At 59.8% G+C, this 13,452-nt stretch carries 13 protein-coding genes; all 13 read left to right on the forward strand.

Going from position 1 to position 13,452, the window contains the following annotated elements; all coding sequences use genetic code 11:
• The first annotated feature begins 24 nt into the window (after positions 1–24).
• The 13 genes from AC2S2E_RS10030 to AC2S2E_RS10090 are packed head-to-tail and all read left to right on the forward strand — an operon-like array spanning position 25 to position 13,439.
• Positions 25–348: a nuclear transport factor 2 family protein gene (locus AC2S2E_RS10030; protein WP_476103063.1), complete on the forward strand. Its 324-nt coding sequence runs from the start codon at positions 25–27 to the stop codon at positions 346–348.
• The gene (gene nuoE, locus AC2S2E_RS10035; protein ID WP_476102554.1) at positions 348–1,016 is read left to right on the forward strand and encodes an NADH-quinone oxidoreductase subunit NuoE; all 669 of its coding nucleotides are present in this window, start codon (positions 348–350) and stop codon (positions 1,014–1,016) included. The genes AC2S2E_RS10030 and nuoE overlap by 1 nt, the downstream gene beginning before the upstream one ends.
• Positions 1,017–1,019: 3 nt before the next feature.
• A complete protein-coding gene (nuoF, locus tag AC2S2E_RS10040) occupies positions 1,020–2,315 on the forward strand; it encodes an NADH-quinone oxidoreductase subunit NuoF (protein ID WP_486522220.1) in 1,296 nt (431 codons plus the stop codon).
• Entirely contained in the window at positions 2,315–4,339 is a 2,025-nt protein-coding gene (gene nuoG, locus AC2S2E_RS10045; protein WP_486522221.1) for an NADH-quinone oxidoreductase subunit NuoG, read from the forward strand. The genes nuoF and nuoG overlap by 1 nt, the downstream gene beginning before the upstream one ends.
• A complete protein-coding gene (nuoH, locus tag AC2S2E_RS10050) occupies positions 4,336–5,382 on the forward strand; it encodes an NADH-quinone oxidoreductase subunit NuoH (RefSeq protein ID WP_486522222.1) in 1,047 nt (348 codons plus the stop codon). The genes nuoG and nuoH overlap by 4 nt, the downstream gene beginning before the upstream one ends.
• On the forward strand, positions 5,379–5,864 hold the full coding sequence (gene nuoI / locus AC2S2E_RS10055; protein ID WP_168602393.1) for an NADH-quinone oxidoreductase subunit NuoI: 486 nt from the start codon (positions 5,379–5,381) through the stop codon (positions 5,862–5,864). The genes nuoH and nuoI overlap by 4 nt, the downstream gene beginning before the upstream one ends.
• Before the next feature lie 21 nt (positions 5,865–5,885).
• Entirely contained in the window at positions 5,886–6,503 is a 618-nt protein-coding gene (locus AC2S2E_RS10060) for an NADH-quinone oxidoreductase subunit J (protein WP_486522224.1), read from the forward strand.
• A gap of 10 nt (positions 6,504–6,513) precedes the next feature.
• Positions 6,514–6,819, forward strand: a complete 306-nt coding sequence (gene nuoK, locus AC2S2E_RS10065) for an NADH-quinone oxidoreductase subunit NuoK (protein ID WP_168602395.1) — start codon at positions 6,514–6,516, stop codon at positions 6,817–6,819.
• Positions 6,820–6,824: 5 nt separating this feature from the next.
• On the forward strand, positions 6,825–8,870 hold the full coding sequence (nuoL, locus tag AC2S2E_RS10070; protein ID WP_486522225.1) for an NADH-quinone oxidoreductase subunit L: 2,046 nt from the start codon (positions 6,825–6,827) through the stop codon (positions 8,868–8,870).
• 28 nt (positions 8,871–8,898) lie between these two features.
• Entirely contained in the window at positions 8,899–10,449 is a 1,551-nt protein-coding gene (locus AC2S2E_RS10075; RefSeq protein WP_476102541.1) for an NADH-quinone oxidoreductase subunit M, read from the forward strand.
• Positions 10,449–11,912: an NADH-quinone oxidoreductase subunit NuoN gene (nuoN, locus tag AC2S2E_RS10080; protein WP_476102539.1), complete on the forward strand. Its 1,464-nt coding sequence runs from the start codon at positions 10,449–10,451 to the stop codon at positions 11,910–11,912. The genes AC2S2E_RS10075 and nuoN overlap by 1 nt, the downstream gene beginning before the upstream one ends.
• A gap of 11 nt (positions 11,913–11,923) precedes the next feature.
• Positions 11,924–12,634, forward strand: a complete 711-nt coding sequence (locus AC2S2E_RS10085; protein ID WP_486522226.1) for a biotin--[acetyl-CoA-carboxylase] ligase — start codon at positions 11,924–11,926, stop codon at positions 12,632–12,634.
• Between the two features lie 25 nt (positions 12,635–12,659).
• Positions 12,660–13,439, forward strand: a complete 780-nt coding sequence (locus tag AC2S2E_RS10090) for a type III pantothenate kinase (protein ID WP_486522227.1) — start codon at positions 12,660–12,662, stop codon at positions 13,437–13,439.
• Positions 13,440–13,452: the final 13 nt, after the last annotated feature.

Genomic DNA, 13,452 nt, shown 5'->3' on the forward strand with positions numbered 1-13,452 from the left:
AATCATCTGGCAACCGCCGAGGCGATGATCGCGGCCTATAACGCGCAGGATGCCGACCTTTACGTGTCCTATATGACCGATGATGCCTGCGAAGCGGGTTATCGCGGCGCTGTGGTGCGTGAAGGCAAGGAAGGCACCCGCACGGGTCTGGCCGCCGCTTTCGCTAAGTGGCCGGAAAACCATGCCGAGATCCGCGAAAAGCAGGCCATCGGCAATTATGTGCTGTTCCGCGAATATGTCACGCGCGGCCCGGCCAGCGATGGTTCGGAACTGGTTGATCCGTTCGAAGTCATCGCCGTCTATTCGTTCGAGGGCGACAAATGCTCTCGCGTGGAGTTCATCCGCTAATGGCTGATCGTCATATCTATCCCGATAGCCCCGAGCTGCGCGCGCGTTGGGGCAATTTCGCGTGGACCGAGGCCAATGCGGCCAAGGCCAAGGAAATCGTCGCGCGTTACCCCGAAGGACGTCAGCGTTCGGCCTCGATGCCGCTGCTCGATCTGGCGCAGCGTCAGGTGGGCGCGGAAACCGGCACGCAGGGCTGGTTGCCGATCCCGGTGATGGAATATGTCGCGAAATATCTCGACATGCCGATCATCCGCGTGGTCGAGGTCGCCACCTTCTATACCATGTATAATCTGGTTCCGGTCGGAAAGTTCCATGTGCAGGTTTGCGGCACCACGCCGTGCATGCTGCGTGGTTCGGACGATCTGATCTCGGTCTGCAAGGCCAAGAAGATGCCCACCGGCGGCGTTTCGGAAGATGGTCTCTGGACCTTCACCGAAGTCGAATGCATGGGCAATTGCTCGTCGGCGCCGATGGTGCAGATCAATGACGACAATTACGAAGACCTGACCGCTGAACGTTTCGAGGGCATTCTGGATGCTCTGGCGCGCGGTGAAAGCCCCAAGACGGGCACGCAGGAACCGGGTCGTCACACGGTTGAACCGGCCGGTGCGCTTTCTTCGTTGACCGCCATGGCCAACGAAAATCACGATTATCGCGGGGAGTGGTAAGACATGGCACTCGCTGACAAGGATCGCATCTTTACCAATCTCTACGGTTTTCAGCCGTGGAACCTGAGCGCGGCGCGCGCGCGGGGCGATTGGGACAACACCAAGGCGCTGCTCGAAAAGGGCCGCGACGCGATTATCCAGGAAATCAAGGATTCGGGCCTTCGCGGTCGTGGCGGTGCGGGTTTCCCCACCGGCATGAAGTGGTCCTTCATGCCCAAGGAAAGCAAGGACGGTCGTCCCAGCTTTCTGGTCATCAATGCTGACGAATCCGAACCCGGTTCGTGCAAGGACCGCGAAATCATCCGCCACGATCCGCACAAGCTGATCGAAGGCGCGCTGGTGGCCGGTTTCGCGATGGGGGCACGTGCGGCCTACATCTATATTCGCGGCGAATATATCCGCGAAGCTGAAACGCTGTTTGCCGCTGTTGCCGAAGCCTATGACGCCGGACTGGTGGGCAAGAACGCCAGCGGTTCGGGCTATGATTTCGACGTCTTCGTCCATCGCGGCGCGGGTGCCTATATCTGCGGCGAAGAAACCGCGATGATCGAATCGATCGAAGGCAAGAAGGGCCAGCCCCGTCTGAAGCCTCCTTTCCCCGCCGGTGCCGGCCTTTATGGCTGCCCCACCACGGTGAACAATGTCGAATCGATCGCGGTTGCTCCCACCATCCTGCGTCGCGGCGCGGGCTGGTTCGCTTCGTTCGGGCGTGAGAACAACAAGGGCACCAAGCTCTTTCAGATCTCGGGCCATGTGAACAAGCCGTGCGTGGTCGAAGAAGAAATGTCGATCCCGTTCAGCGAACTGATCGAAAAACACTGCGGCGGCATTCGCGGTGGCAAGGACAATCTGCTGGCGGTCATTCCCGGCGGTTCGTCGGTGCCGCTGGTGCCGGCCGATCAGATCTGGGACGCGCCGATGGACTTTGACGGTCTGCGTGCGGTCGGTTCGGGTCTGGGCACGGCGGCGGTCATCGTCATCGACAAGTCCACCGACATCGTGCGCGCGATCAGCCGCCTTTCGTACTTCTACAAGCACGAAAGCTGCGGCCAGTGCACGCCGTGCCGCGAAGGCACCGGCTGGATGTGGCGCGTGATGGAGCGTCTGCGCAAGGGCGATGCCGATGTGCAGGAAATCGACATGCTCTGGAACGTTACCAAGCAGGTTGAAGGTCACACGATCTGCGCATTGGGTGACGCGGCGGCTTGGCCGATTCAGGGCCTGATCCGTCATTTCCGCCCCGAAATTGAGCGTCGCATTGCCGAAAAGGGCGGTGCGCTGCGGGAGGCCGCTGAGTAATGCCTAAGGTCAAAGTTGACGGCGTGGAACTTGAGGTGCCGGCCGGCGCCACTGTTCTGCAAGCCTGCGAAATGGCGGGGAAGGAAATTCCGCGCTTCTGTTATCACGAGCGTCTGAGCATTGCGGGCAATTGCCGCATGTGCCTGGTCGAAGTGAAGCCCGGGCCGCCCAAGCCGCAGGCTTCCTGCGCGCTTCCGGCCGCCGAAGGTCAGGAAATCCGCACCGACAGCGAGATGGTCAAGAAGGCGCGTGAAGGGGTGATGGAGTTTCTCCTCATCAACCACCCGCTCGATTGCCCGATTTGCGATCAGGGCGGCGAATGCGACCTTCAGGACCAGAGCGTGGCCTATGGCCGCGGTTCTTCGCGTTACCACGAGCACAAACGCGCGGTGACCGAGAAGTATATGGGCCCGCTGATCAAGACGGTGATGACGCGCTGCATCCAGTGCACGCGCTGTGTCCGTTTCAGCGAGGAAATCGCGGGTGTGGATGAAATCGGCGCGCTTTATCGCGGCGAAAACATGCAGATCAGCACCTATCTGGAAAAGGCCTCGACACACGAACTGTCGGCCAATGTGATCGATCTGTGCCCGGTCGGTGCGCTCACTTCGCGTCCTTACGCGTTTGAAGCGCGTCCTTGGGAATTGAAGAAGACGATTTCAATCGACGTTTCGGACGCGATTGGCTCGAACATTCGTGTCGACGCGCGTGGCCGCGAAGCCATGCGCATCCTGCCGCGCGTCAACGACGACGTGAACGAGGAATGGTTGTCCGACAAGGGCCGCTATATGGTGGATGGCCTGTCCAAGCGCCGTCTTGACCGTCCGTTCATCCGTCTCGATGGCAAGCTCAAGGCCGTGACTTGGGATGAAGCGCTGGCCGCTGTCGCCAAGATTGCTCCGGGCAATTCGATTGCTGCGGTGGCGGGCGATCTGGTTGACGTTGAAACGATGTTTGCGGCCAAGAAGCTGCTGGCCGGCCTTGGTTCGTCGGTACTCGAAGGGCGCCAGACGGGTCTGGCCTATGATTGCTCGAACTTGGCTGCGGTCAATTTCAACAGCACCATTGGCGGCATTGAAACGGCAGACGCCATCCTGATCGTGGGCAGCCACGTTCGTTGGGAAGCGGCCGTTCTGAATGCCCGTCTGCGTAAAGCGGTAAAGCATGGCGCCAAGGTGTTCATCATCGGCCCCGAATGGAATACGACCTATCCGGCCGAATTCCTGGGTTCGGACGCTGCGATCCTGAACAATCTGCCCGCGCATGTCTGGTCGGCTTTGCAGGGCGCCAAGCGTCCCGCGCTGATCATCGGCGGGGCAGGGCTGGCCAAGGGTGCGCTGGAAGCGGGCCTGTCGATCAGCGAGCAGCTCGGTCTGGTTCGCACGCTCGAAGACGGTTCGGTGTGGAACGGCTTCAACGTTCTGCACATGGCCGCGTCGCGCATGGGCGGCCTGATGCTGGGTTATGCACAGAAGGGCGGTATCAACGATGTCGCCGCTGCCAAGCCCAAGCTGCTGCTTTCGCTGGGCGCGGATGAGGTGGATTACACCAAATTCGCCGACAGCATGATCGTCTATGTCGGCCATCATGGCGACAAGGGCGCGCATGCCGCTGACGTGATCCTGCCGGCTTCGGCCTTCACCGAAAAGGCGGGTATTTACGTCAACACCGAAGGTCGCGTGCAATTTGCCGAAAAGGCTGTGTTCGCTCCGGGTGATGCTCGTGAAGACTGGGCGATCCTGCGCGCCATGGCTCAGGTTCTGAACGTCAATGTCGGCTTTGACAGCTTTGACGAATTGCGTTCGGCGCTGTTTGTCGAATATCCGGCGCTTACGGTTGATGGTGGTTTGGTCGAATTTGGCCCGCTGCCTACCGGTGTTTCGGGTTCGGCTGCTGGCGAAATCGCCTATCCGATCAAGGATTTCTATCTGACCAACCCGATTGCACGGGCAAGTGAAACGCTTGCCAAGTGCTCGGCAGAATTGCTGAACGGGTCGCAACCCCAAGCGGAGGCTGCGGAATGACCGCCTTCTTCCAATCGCTTGGCCTGCCTTTTGAAGGGGCATGGCTGATTTCCACCATTGCGGGGATCCTGTTGATCGCGCTGCCGCTGATGCTCAGCGTCGCGATGATCATCTATGTCGACCGCAAGATCTGGGCAGCCATGGCGCTGCGTCGCGGCCCGAACGTTGTTGGTCCGCTGGGTCTGCTGCAGTCGTTCGCCGACGGTCTTAAGGTTTTCCTTCAGGAAACCATCGTTCCGACCGCCGCAAACAAGGGCATCTTCCTGATCGGCCCGGTGGTGACGTTCACCGTCACGCTGCTGGCTTGGGCTGTGATCCCGTTCAATTCGGGCGCGATCCTGGCCGACATCAACGTTGGCCTGCTCTATGTGCTGGCGATTTCGTCGCTGGGCGTTTACGGCACGATCATGGCCGGTTGGGCTTCGAACTCGAAGTATCCGTTCTTCTCGGCAATGCGCGCTTCGGCACAGATGATCTCTTATGAAGTCTCGATCGGCTTCATTCTGATCTGCGTTGTGCTGTGGGCGGGTTCGTTCAATTTGGGCACGATCGTTTCGGCGCAGAAGGGCCATGTGTTTGGCATTCTGAACGGCTTCGGTTTCAATCCCTTGTTGTTCCCGATGTGGGTGCTGTTCCTGATCTCTGGCATGGCCGAAACGCAGCGCGCTCCGTTCGACCTTTGCGAAGCGGAATCCGAACTGGTTGCCGGTTATCAGACCGAATATTCCTCGATGGCTTTCGCGCTGTTCTGGCTCGGCGAATATGGCAACGTGCTCTTGATGTGTGCGCTTAACGCCACGCTGTTCTGGGGCGGATACTTGCCGCCGCTGGATATTCCGGTGCTTTACATGGTGCCGGGCGTGATCTGGCTGCTGCTCAAGATCTTCTTCTTCTTCTTTGTGTTCAGCTGGGTGAAGGCCACCGTGCCGCGCTATCGTTATGACCAGCTGATGCGTCTGGGCTGGAAAATTTTCCTGCCGCTCTCGCTGCTGTTCGTTTTCCTCGTCAGCGGTTACCTCATGGCTACGGGACATTTTGCATGAGCGTCGCCCATCTCATCAAGAGTTTCACCCTCTGGGAGTTCGTGAAGGCACACGCCTTGACCTTGAAGTATTTCTTCAAGGAAAAGGCGACCATCAACTATCCCTATGAGAAGAACCCGCTTTCGCCCCGTTTTCGCGGTGAACATGCGTTGCGGCGCTATCCCAATGGGGAAGAGCGCTGCATCGCGTGCAAATTGTGCGAGGCGATCTGCCCCGCACAGGCGATCACGATCGAGGCCGAACCGCGCGATGACGGCAGCCGCCGCACGACGCGTTACGACATCGACATGACCAAGTGCATCTTCTGCGGCTTCTGCCAGGAAGCATGCCCGGTCGATGCCATCGTCGAAGGGCCGAATTTCGAATACGCGACCGAAACGCGTGCCGAACTGCTCTATGACAAGAACAAGCTGTTGGCGAACGGGGACAAGTGGGAGCGTGCTATCGCCGCGAACCTTGAAGCCGACGCGCCCTACCGTTAAGGCGCGGGCCGGAGACAAGAGATGATCCAAACGCTTGCCTTTTATCTGTTCGCCGCGCTGGTGATCGCGTCGGCCGTGATGGTGATCACGGCGCGCAATCCCGTGCATTCCGTGCTCTGGCTGATTTTGGCCTTCTTCAACGCGGCCGGTCTGATGATCCTGATCGGCGCCGAATTCATCGCGATGCTTCTGGTCATCGTCTATGTCGGCGCGGTTGCGGTGCTGTTCCTGTTCGTGGTGATGATGCTCGACATCGACTTTGCCACGCTGCGGGCCGGTTTTGTGAAGAACTTCCCGCTGGGTCTGGCGATTGCCGGCATCCTGCTGGCCGAACTGCTTTTCGGTCTGGGCGCTCATTCGGCTGGTGGCCTTGTGCTGGGCACGCCCGATGCGGCGACGGCACCGCTGGCCAATGTGCCTAACATTCAGGCGATCGGTGCGGTCCTTTACGGCCACTACCTGTTCCTGTTCGAAGCGGCCGGGGTTGTGCTGCTGGTTGCCATGATCGGCGCCATTGTACTTACCCACCGTCAGCGCAGCGATGTGCATCCGCAGAACATCTCGGAACAGGTCAAGCGCCGTCCTGAAGATGCCACCATCAACACCCGTCCCGAAGTGGGCGGCGGCGTGAAGCTGTAAGGGGGCGGCCATGATCGGTATCGAACATTATATCGTTGTCAGCTCGATCCTCTTCGGGCTGGGCGTGCTGGGCATCGTGCTCAACCGCAAGAACATCATCATCGTGTTGATGGCCATCGAGCTCATTCTGCTCTCGGTGAACATCAACCTCGTGGCCTTCAGCGCCTTCCTGCATGACCTGGCCGGTCAGATCTTCGCGATGTTCGTGTTGACCGTGGCCGCGGGTGAAGCAGCCGTGGGCCTGGCCATCCTCGTGATCTATTTCCGCAGCCGCGGTACGATTGCGGTGGACGACGCCAACCGGATGAAGGGGTAAGACCTGTGCATTCGATCCTCTTCATTGTTTTCCTGCCGTTGCTGGCCTCGGCGATTGCCGGGCTTGGCAACAAGGCGCTGGGCAAGTTCCCGGCCAAGGTGGTGACGACGGGCGGGCTGCTGGCAGCCTGCGCCCTGTCGTGGCCGATCTTCATCAGCTTCCTCACTGGAAATGCCGAAGCCACTGTCGTCCCCGTACTCAAGTGGGTGCAGTCGGGCGATCTCAGCTTTGACTGGGAACTGCGCGTCGATACGCTCACGGCGGTCATGCTTGTCGTGATCACCAGCGTTTCGGCTCTGGTTCACCTCTATAGCTGGGGCTATATGGACGAAGAGCCGGATCAGCCGCGCTTCTTCTCCTATCTCTCGCTTTTCACCTTCGCCATGCTCATGCTGGTGACCGCGAACAATCTGGTTCAGATGTTCTTCGGCTGGGAAGGCGTGGGTCTGGCTTCGTACCTGCTGATCGGTTTCTGGTTCCGCAAGCCTTCGGCTGGTGCTGCCGCGATTAAGGCTTTCGTGGTCAACCGCGTGGGCGACCTTGGCTTCATGCTGGGCATCTTCGGCGTGTTTCTGGTGTTCGGCACGGTGTCGATCCCCGAAATACTCGCCAATGTCCCCAACCATGTAGGCAGCACCATCGGCTTCCTCGGCTACCGCTTTGATACGTTGACGATCCTGTCGATCCTGTTGTTCATCGGCGCGATGGGTAAATCGGCCCAGCTTGGTCTGCACACGTGGCTCCCGGACGCGATGGAAGGCCCGACGCCTGTGTCGGCGCTGATCCACGCGGCCACCATGGTGACCGCTGGCGTCTTCATGACCTGCCGCCTTTCGCCGCTGTTCTCGGCCAGCCCCGATGCGATGACCTTTGTCACCATCGTCGGCGCTGCCACCTGCTTCTTTGCCGCCACCATCGGCACGACGCAGTGGGACATCAAGCGCGTGATCGCCTATTCGACCTGTTCGCAGCTGGGCTATATGTTCTTTGCCGCAGGTTCGGGCGCTTTCGGTGCGGCCATGTTCCACCTGTTCACGCACGCTTTCTTCAAGGCTCTGCTGTTCCTTGGCGCCGGCAGCGTGATCCATGCGATGCATCACGAGCAGGACATGCGCTATTATGGCGCGCTGCGTAAGAAGATCCCGCTCACCTATTGGGCGATGATGGCTGGCACGCTGGCGATCACCGGTGTGGGTATCGTCGACGTGTTCGGTTTCGCAGGCTTCTATTCGAAGGACTCGATCCTTGAAGCCGCCTATGGCACCGGCACCGGCGTTGGCCACTTTGCCTTCTTCATGGGCATCGTTGCGGCTCTTCTGACCTCGTTCTACTCGTGGCGTTTGGTGTTCCTGACCTTCTTCGGCAAGGCTCGCTGGTCGCAGTCGGAACACATCCAGCATGCCGTTCATGACGCGCATGGTCACGACGATCACGGCCATGGCCACGATCATGCTCATGACCATCACCACGCGCATGACGACGATGGCACCGCTGGTTATCACCCGCACGAAAGCCCGCTGGTCATGCTGCTGCCGCTCATCATCCTGAGCATCGGCGCGGTATTTGCCGGCTTCGTCTTCAGCCATGCCTTCATCTCTGAAGGTGAGGGTGAGTTCTGGAAGGGCAGCCTCGTGTTCTCCGAACACCTGATCCACCACATGCATGAAGTGCCTGTGTGGGTGAAATGGGCTCCGTTCGGCGTGATGGTGACCGGCCTGCTGGGCGCGATTTACGCTTACATCATCAACCCCGGCTTCCCCGCGGCCTTCGTCCGCGCGATCAAGCCGATCCACACCTTCGTTTACAACAAGTGGTTCTTTGACGAACTCTACAACTTCCTGTTCGTCCGTCCTGCCTTTGCGCTGGGCCGGATCTTCTGGAAGGCTGGCGATGTCGGCTTCATCGACCGCTTTGGCCCCAATGGCGCGGCCTGGGTTGTGGTTCAGGGCACGGGTCTGGCCCGTCGTCTCCAATCTGGTCTGCTCACCAGCTATGCGCTGTGGATGCTGATCGGCCTGGTGGCTGCGGTCAGCTGGGTTCTCACTCGATAAAGGCGGGCAGCGAAAAGGTTTTATGGCAATGACCGGTTTTCCCATCCTTTCGCTGATGCTGGCGGTGCCAGCGGTAGCGGCTGTGGCGGCTTTGTTCGCCTCAGCCGGCGCCGCGCGCACCATCGCGTTGGTGGCGACTTTGATCGATCTGGCCCTTGGTCTCGATCTTTGGGCCAATTACCAGATTGGCGGCCCGCAGTGGCAATTTGTCGAACATGCCGAAGTGTTCAGCGGTTTCAGCTGGTCGCTTGGCATTGACGGCATCGCTCTTGTTCTGATCGTCCTCTCGACCTTCCTCATGCCGATCTGCATCGGCGCCAGCTGGGAAGCGATCGAGAAGCGCGTGCCGGAATATATGGCGGCCTTCCTGTTCATGGAAACGCTGATGATCGGCGTTTTTGCGGCACAGGATCTGTTCCTTTTCTACATCCTGTTCGAGGCAGGCCTGATCCCGATGTATCTGATCATCGGCATCTGGGGCGGCGTGGATCGCATCTACGCCAGCTACAAGTTCTTCCTCTATACGCTGCTTGGCTCGGTGCTGATGCTGATCGCCATGCTGTGGATCGTGAACCTGACGGGCACGACCTATATTCCGACGCTGATGGAGTATAACTTCCCGGTTCAGGCTCAGTATCTGCTGTGGCTGGCCTTCTTCGCCTCGTTTGCGGTCAAGATGCCGATGTGGCCGGTTCACACCTGGCTGCCCGACGCGCACGTTCAGGCGCCGACCGCTGGTTCGGTTATTCTGGCGGGCGTGCTGCTCAAGATGGGTGGTTATGGCTTCATCCGCTTCAGCCTGCCCTTCTTCCCTGAAGCCAGCGCCTATTTCGCGCCGCTGGTATGGGGCCTCTCGATCGTGGCGGTGGTGTACACCTCGCTGGTCGCGCTGGTTCAGTCCGACATGAAGAAGCTGATCGCCTATTCGTCGGTTGCCCATATGGCGATTGTGACCTTGGGCCTGTTCGCTTTCAATCGTCAGGGCCTTGAAGGTTCGATGATTGTTATGCTGGCCCATGGTCTGGTTTCGGGCGCGCTGTTCCTTTGCGTCGGCGTGATCTATGACCGTCTGCACACTCGCGAAATCAACCGTTACGGTGGCCTTGCGATCAACATGCCCTATTATGCGCTGTTCTTCATGTTCTTCACGATGGCTTCGGTGGGTCTGCCCGCCACGGCCAACTTCGTGGGTGAATTCCTGTCGCTTCAGGGCATTTACAAGGCGTCGAGCTGGACCGCGCTGATCGCAGGTACGGGCATCATTCTGGGCGCTGCCTATATGCTCTACCTCTATCGCCGTGTGGCTTTTGGTGAGCAGAAGAATGCTGATGCCGCCGCTATGCCCGACCTGACGGTTCGCGAATATCTGCTGCTCACGCCGCTGGTGATCGCGACGCTGTGGATGGGCATCTATCCGGAAAGCTTCATCGCGCCGATCCGTGCCGACATTGCTCATCTGGATGCCCGCCTTGCTGCGGCCCGTCCGGCTGGTGATGCGCAGGTGACGCCGGGTCATCCGGTGGCTGGTGATGAACATCATGAAAACGCCGAACATGCCGGCGAAGGGAGTGAAAAGTAATGGACTGGGCAACTTCCCTTCGCCTGGTAGCTGGTGAGGAATTCCTCAGCGTATCCGGGCTGGTGCTCTTGCTGGTCTGCGCGTGGGCGGGTGACAAATCCGCCCGCTTGGTGACGTGGCTTGCGGTTGCCGCTTTGGCGGTGGCTGGTGTGCTGGCGGCTCCGGCGCTTTGCGGCGGCGTCATGGGCGCAGAGGCTTCGGCTTTCTTTGGTCAGTATTCGGCAGACAGCTTCTCGGCTTTCGCCAAGCTGCTGATTTATGGCGCTGCTGGTGCATCGCTTCTGGTTGCGCCCGGCTTCTTTGAACGTCAGGGCGGCTATCGCGCTGAATATCCGGTGTTGGCGCTGTTTGCTGCACTGGGCATGGGGCTGATGGTTTCGGCGACCGACATGCTCACGCTCTATGTCGGTCTCGAAATGAACTCGCTGGCGGCTTATGTGCTGGCGGCCATGCTGCGCACAGATGACCGTTCGCCGGAAGCGGGCCTCAAGTACTTCGTGCTGGGTTCGTTGGCTTCGGGCATCCTGCTCTTCGGCATCAGCCTGACCTATGGCTTTGCGGGCAGCACGAGCTTTGACGCCATCCACACCGCGCTGGTGGGCAAGATGTCGACCGGTTCGCTTTTCGGTCTGGTGTTCATCCTTGTCGGTCTGTCGTTCAAGATCAGCGCTGTGCCGTTCCACATGTGGACGCCCGACGTTTATGAAGGTGCGCCGACCCCGGTAACCACCTTCTTCGCCACGGCTCCCAAGGTCGCGGCTCTGGCTCTGACCATGCGTGTCACGCTGTTTGCCTTTGGCATGCAGGCCGCCGCATGGCAGCAGATCGTTGTCGCCATTTCGCTGCTCTCGATCGTCGTGGGCGCCCTTGGCGCTATCGGTCAGGGCAACATCAAGCGCCTGATGGCCTATTCCTCGATCAACAACGTCGGCTTCATGCTGATCGGTCTGGCAGCCGCCACGCCGGGCGGCGCGTCCTCGATGCTGGTCTATCTGGCGATCTACGTTGCCATGTCGGTGGCGGGTTTCGTGGCGATCCTTTCGCTGCGTGATGCTGAAGGCAAGCCGGTTGAAGCGATTGCCGACCTTGCGGGTCTGTCGCGCAGCAAGCCGGGTCTGGCCTTCGTTCTGGCCATGGTGATGTTCAGCCTTGCCGGTATTCCGCCGCTGTTCGGTTTCTGGGGCAAGTTTGTGGTCTTCCAGTCGGCTGTGGCTGCTGGCATGATCCCGCTCGCCACGGTTGGTATCGCCGCTTCGGTGATCGGCGCGTTCTACTACCTCAAGGTCGTCAAGACTCTCTACTTCGATGAACCCGCCGACAAGGTGGTAGGCTCGATGGACGGCGTTCACGCGGTTCTGCTCTATGGCAGCGCCATCGTGATCTCGCCCGTGGGCTATCTCTTCACGGGTTGGCTGGGCGGTATTGCCCGTCAGGCCGCAGCGGCTCTGTTCCATGCGGCCTGAGAAGCTGTGCTTTGATTGAAGTTATCGGCCTGACCGGCTCGACCAATGCAGACCTTGCGAAAAGGCTGACTTCGGGCGAGCCGGTGGTTGAAGGGCAATGGTTGGTTGCCGATCGCCAGAATGCCGGACGTGGCCGTTTGGGTCGGGTCTGGAATGATGGTCTTGGCAATTTCATGGGCTCGACTGTGGTGCGGATCGATCCGCACCAGCCGCCTGCTCCCAGCCTCGCGCTGGTGGCAGGCCTTGCCGTTCAGGCCTGTGTCGCTGATCTTGTTCCACCACCACGTATGGCCTTGTTGAAATGGCCCAATGACGTGTTGATCGGGCCGGGGAAGGTGGCCGGTATTCTGCTCGAAGCGGTGGCGGGATGCGTGATAGTCGGGGTCGGGGTCAATCTTGCCTCGGCGCCCCAATTGGCGGATCGCGCTACGGTGGCTCTCAGCGACTTTGGACCAGCGCCGGATCGAGACGGTTTTGCCTTGGCTCTTTCTACGCGATTTGCCGAGGAATTGAACCACTGGCGCCAGTTTGGCCTATCGGCTCTGGTCCAAAGGTGGCAGGCTGCGGCGCATTCTTTGGGCACGCCTCTGGTGGTGCGCGATTCCATGGGGCAGGCCATCGCCGGGCAATTTTCGGGGCTGCGTGACGACGGGGCCTTGCAGCTTCGGCTTTCCAACGGCACGGTCCGGGTCATTCATGCAGGCGATGTCGAACTCGCCTGAAATATAACAAGCGGAGAGAGGCAGCATGTTGCTGGCCATTGATGTGGGCAATACCAATGTCGTCTTCGCGCTCTATGACGGGCGCGAGATGAAGACGCGTTGGCGTATCGCCACCGATCCGCGCCGCACTGCGGATGAATTCGCGGTCTGGTTGTTGCAGTTGATGGCGATTGAGGGGTTTGGCCGAGAGCAGATCTCGACCATGATCGTTTCGACCGTTGTGCCGCGGGCGCTGCATAACCTCCAAGTTTTGGCGACCAAATATTTCAACACCGAATTGCTGGTCGCCGGCGTTGGCAAGGCGGAATATGGCATTGATGTCGATGTCGACGCGCCCAAGTCTTTGGGGGCGGACCGGGCGGTCAATGCCATTGGCGCGCATGAAAAATTCGAAGGCGATCTGATCGTTGTCGATTTCGGCACCGCCACGACCATCGACCATATTGACGCGCGCGGGGCCTATAAGGGCGGCATCATTGCGCCCGGCATCAATCTGTCGCTTGATGCGCTGGTGGGCAATACGGCCAAACTGCCGCGCATCGCGATTGCCGTGCCCGAAAGCGAAGGCGTGATCGGCACCAATACCGAAGACCAGATGCTGATCGGGGTCTATTGGGGCTATGTCGCGATGATCGAGGGATTGATCGCCCGTATGCGTGCCCAGATTGGACGCCCGGTGACCGTGGTGGCCACAGGCGGCCTTGCCGTGCTGTTTGACCGCCAACCGGGCCTGTTCGATGTGGTTGAACATGATTTGACACTTAACGGACTGGCGCTGCTCGCAGAGCGCGTCGCCGCACGATAAACGGAGAAGTACA

The organism is Novosphingobium sp. 550D (genome assembly GCF_057401885.1).

Bases quoted from the DNA above. Each gene is read 5' to 3' on its own strand.
- nuoI (WP_168602393.1), top strand. From the start codon at position 5,379: ATGAGCGTCGCCCATCTCATCAAGAGTTTCACCCTCTGGGAGTTCGTG.
- AC2S2E_RS10030 (WP_476103063.1), top strand. From the start codon at position 25: ATGATCGCGGCCTATAACGCGCAGGATGCCGACCTTTACGTGTCCTAT.
- nuoH (WP_486522222.1), top strand. From the start codon at position 4,336: ATGACCGCCTTCTTCCAATCGCTTGGCCTGCCTTTTGAAGGGGCATGG.
- nuoF (WP_486522220.1), top strand. From the start codon at position 1,020: ATGGCACTCGCTGACAAGGATCGCATCTTTACCAATCTCTACGGTTTT.
- nuoN (WP_476102539.1), top strand. From the start codon at position 10,449: ATGGACTGGGCAACTTCCCTTCGCCTGGTAGCTGGTGAGGAATTCCTC.
- nuoE (WP_476102554.1), top strand. From the start codon at position 348: ATGGCTGATCGTCATATCTATCCCGATAGCCCCGAGCTGCGCGCGCGT.
- AC2S2E_RS10075 (WP_476102541.1), top strand. From the start codon at position 8,899: ATGACCGGTTTTCCCATCCTTTCGCTGATGCTGGCGGTGCCAGCGGTA.
- nuoK (WP_168602395.1), top strand. From the start codon at position 6,514: ATGATCGGTATCGAACATTATATCGTTGTCAGCTCGATCCTCTTCGGG.
- AC2S2E_RS10060 (WP_486522224.1), top strand. From the start codon at position 5,886: ATGATCCAAACGCTTGCCTTTTATCTGTTCGCCGCGCTGGTGATCGCG.
- nuoG (WP_486522221.1), top strand. From the start codon at position 2,315: ATGCCTAAGGTCAAAGTTGACGGCGTGGAACTTGAGGTGCCGGCCGGC.
- AC2S2E_RS10090 (WP_486522227.1), top strand. From the start codon at position 12,660: ATGTTGCTGGCCATTGATGTGGGCAATACCAATGTCGTCTTCGCGCTC.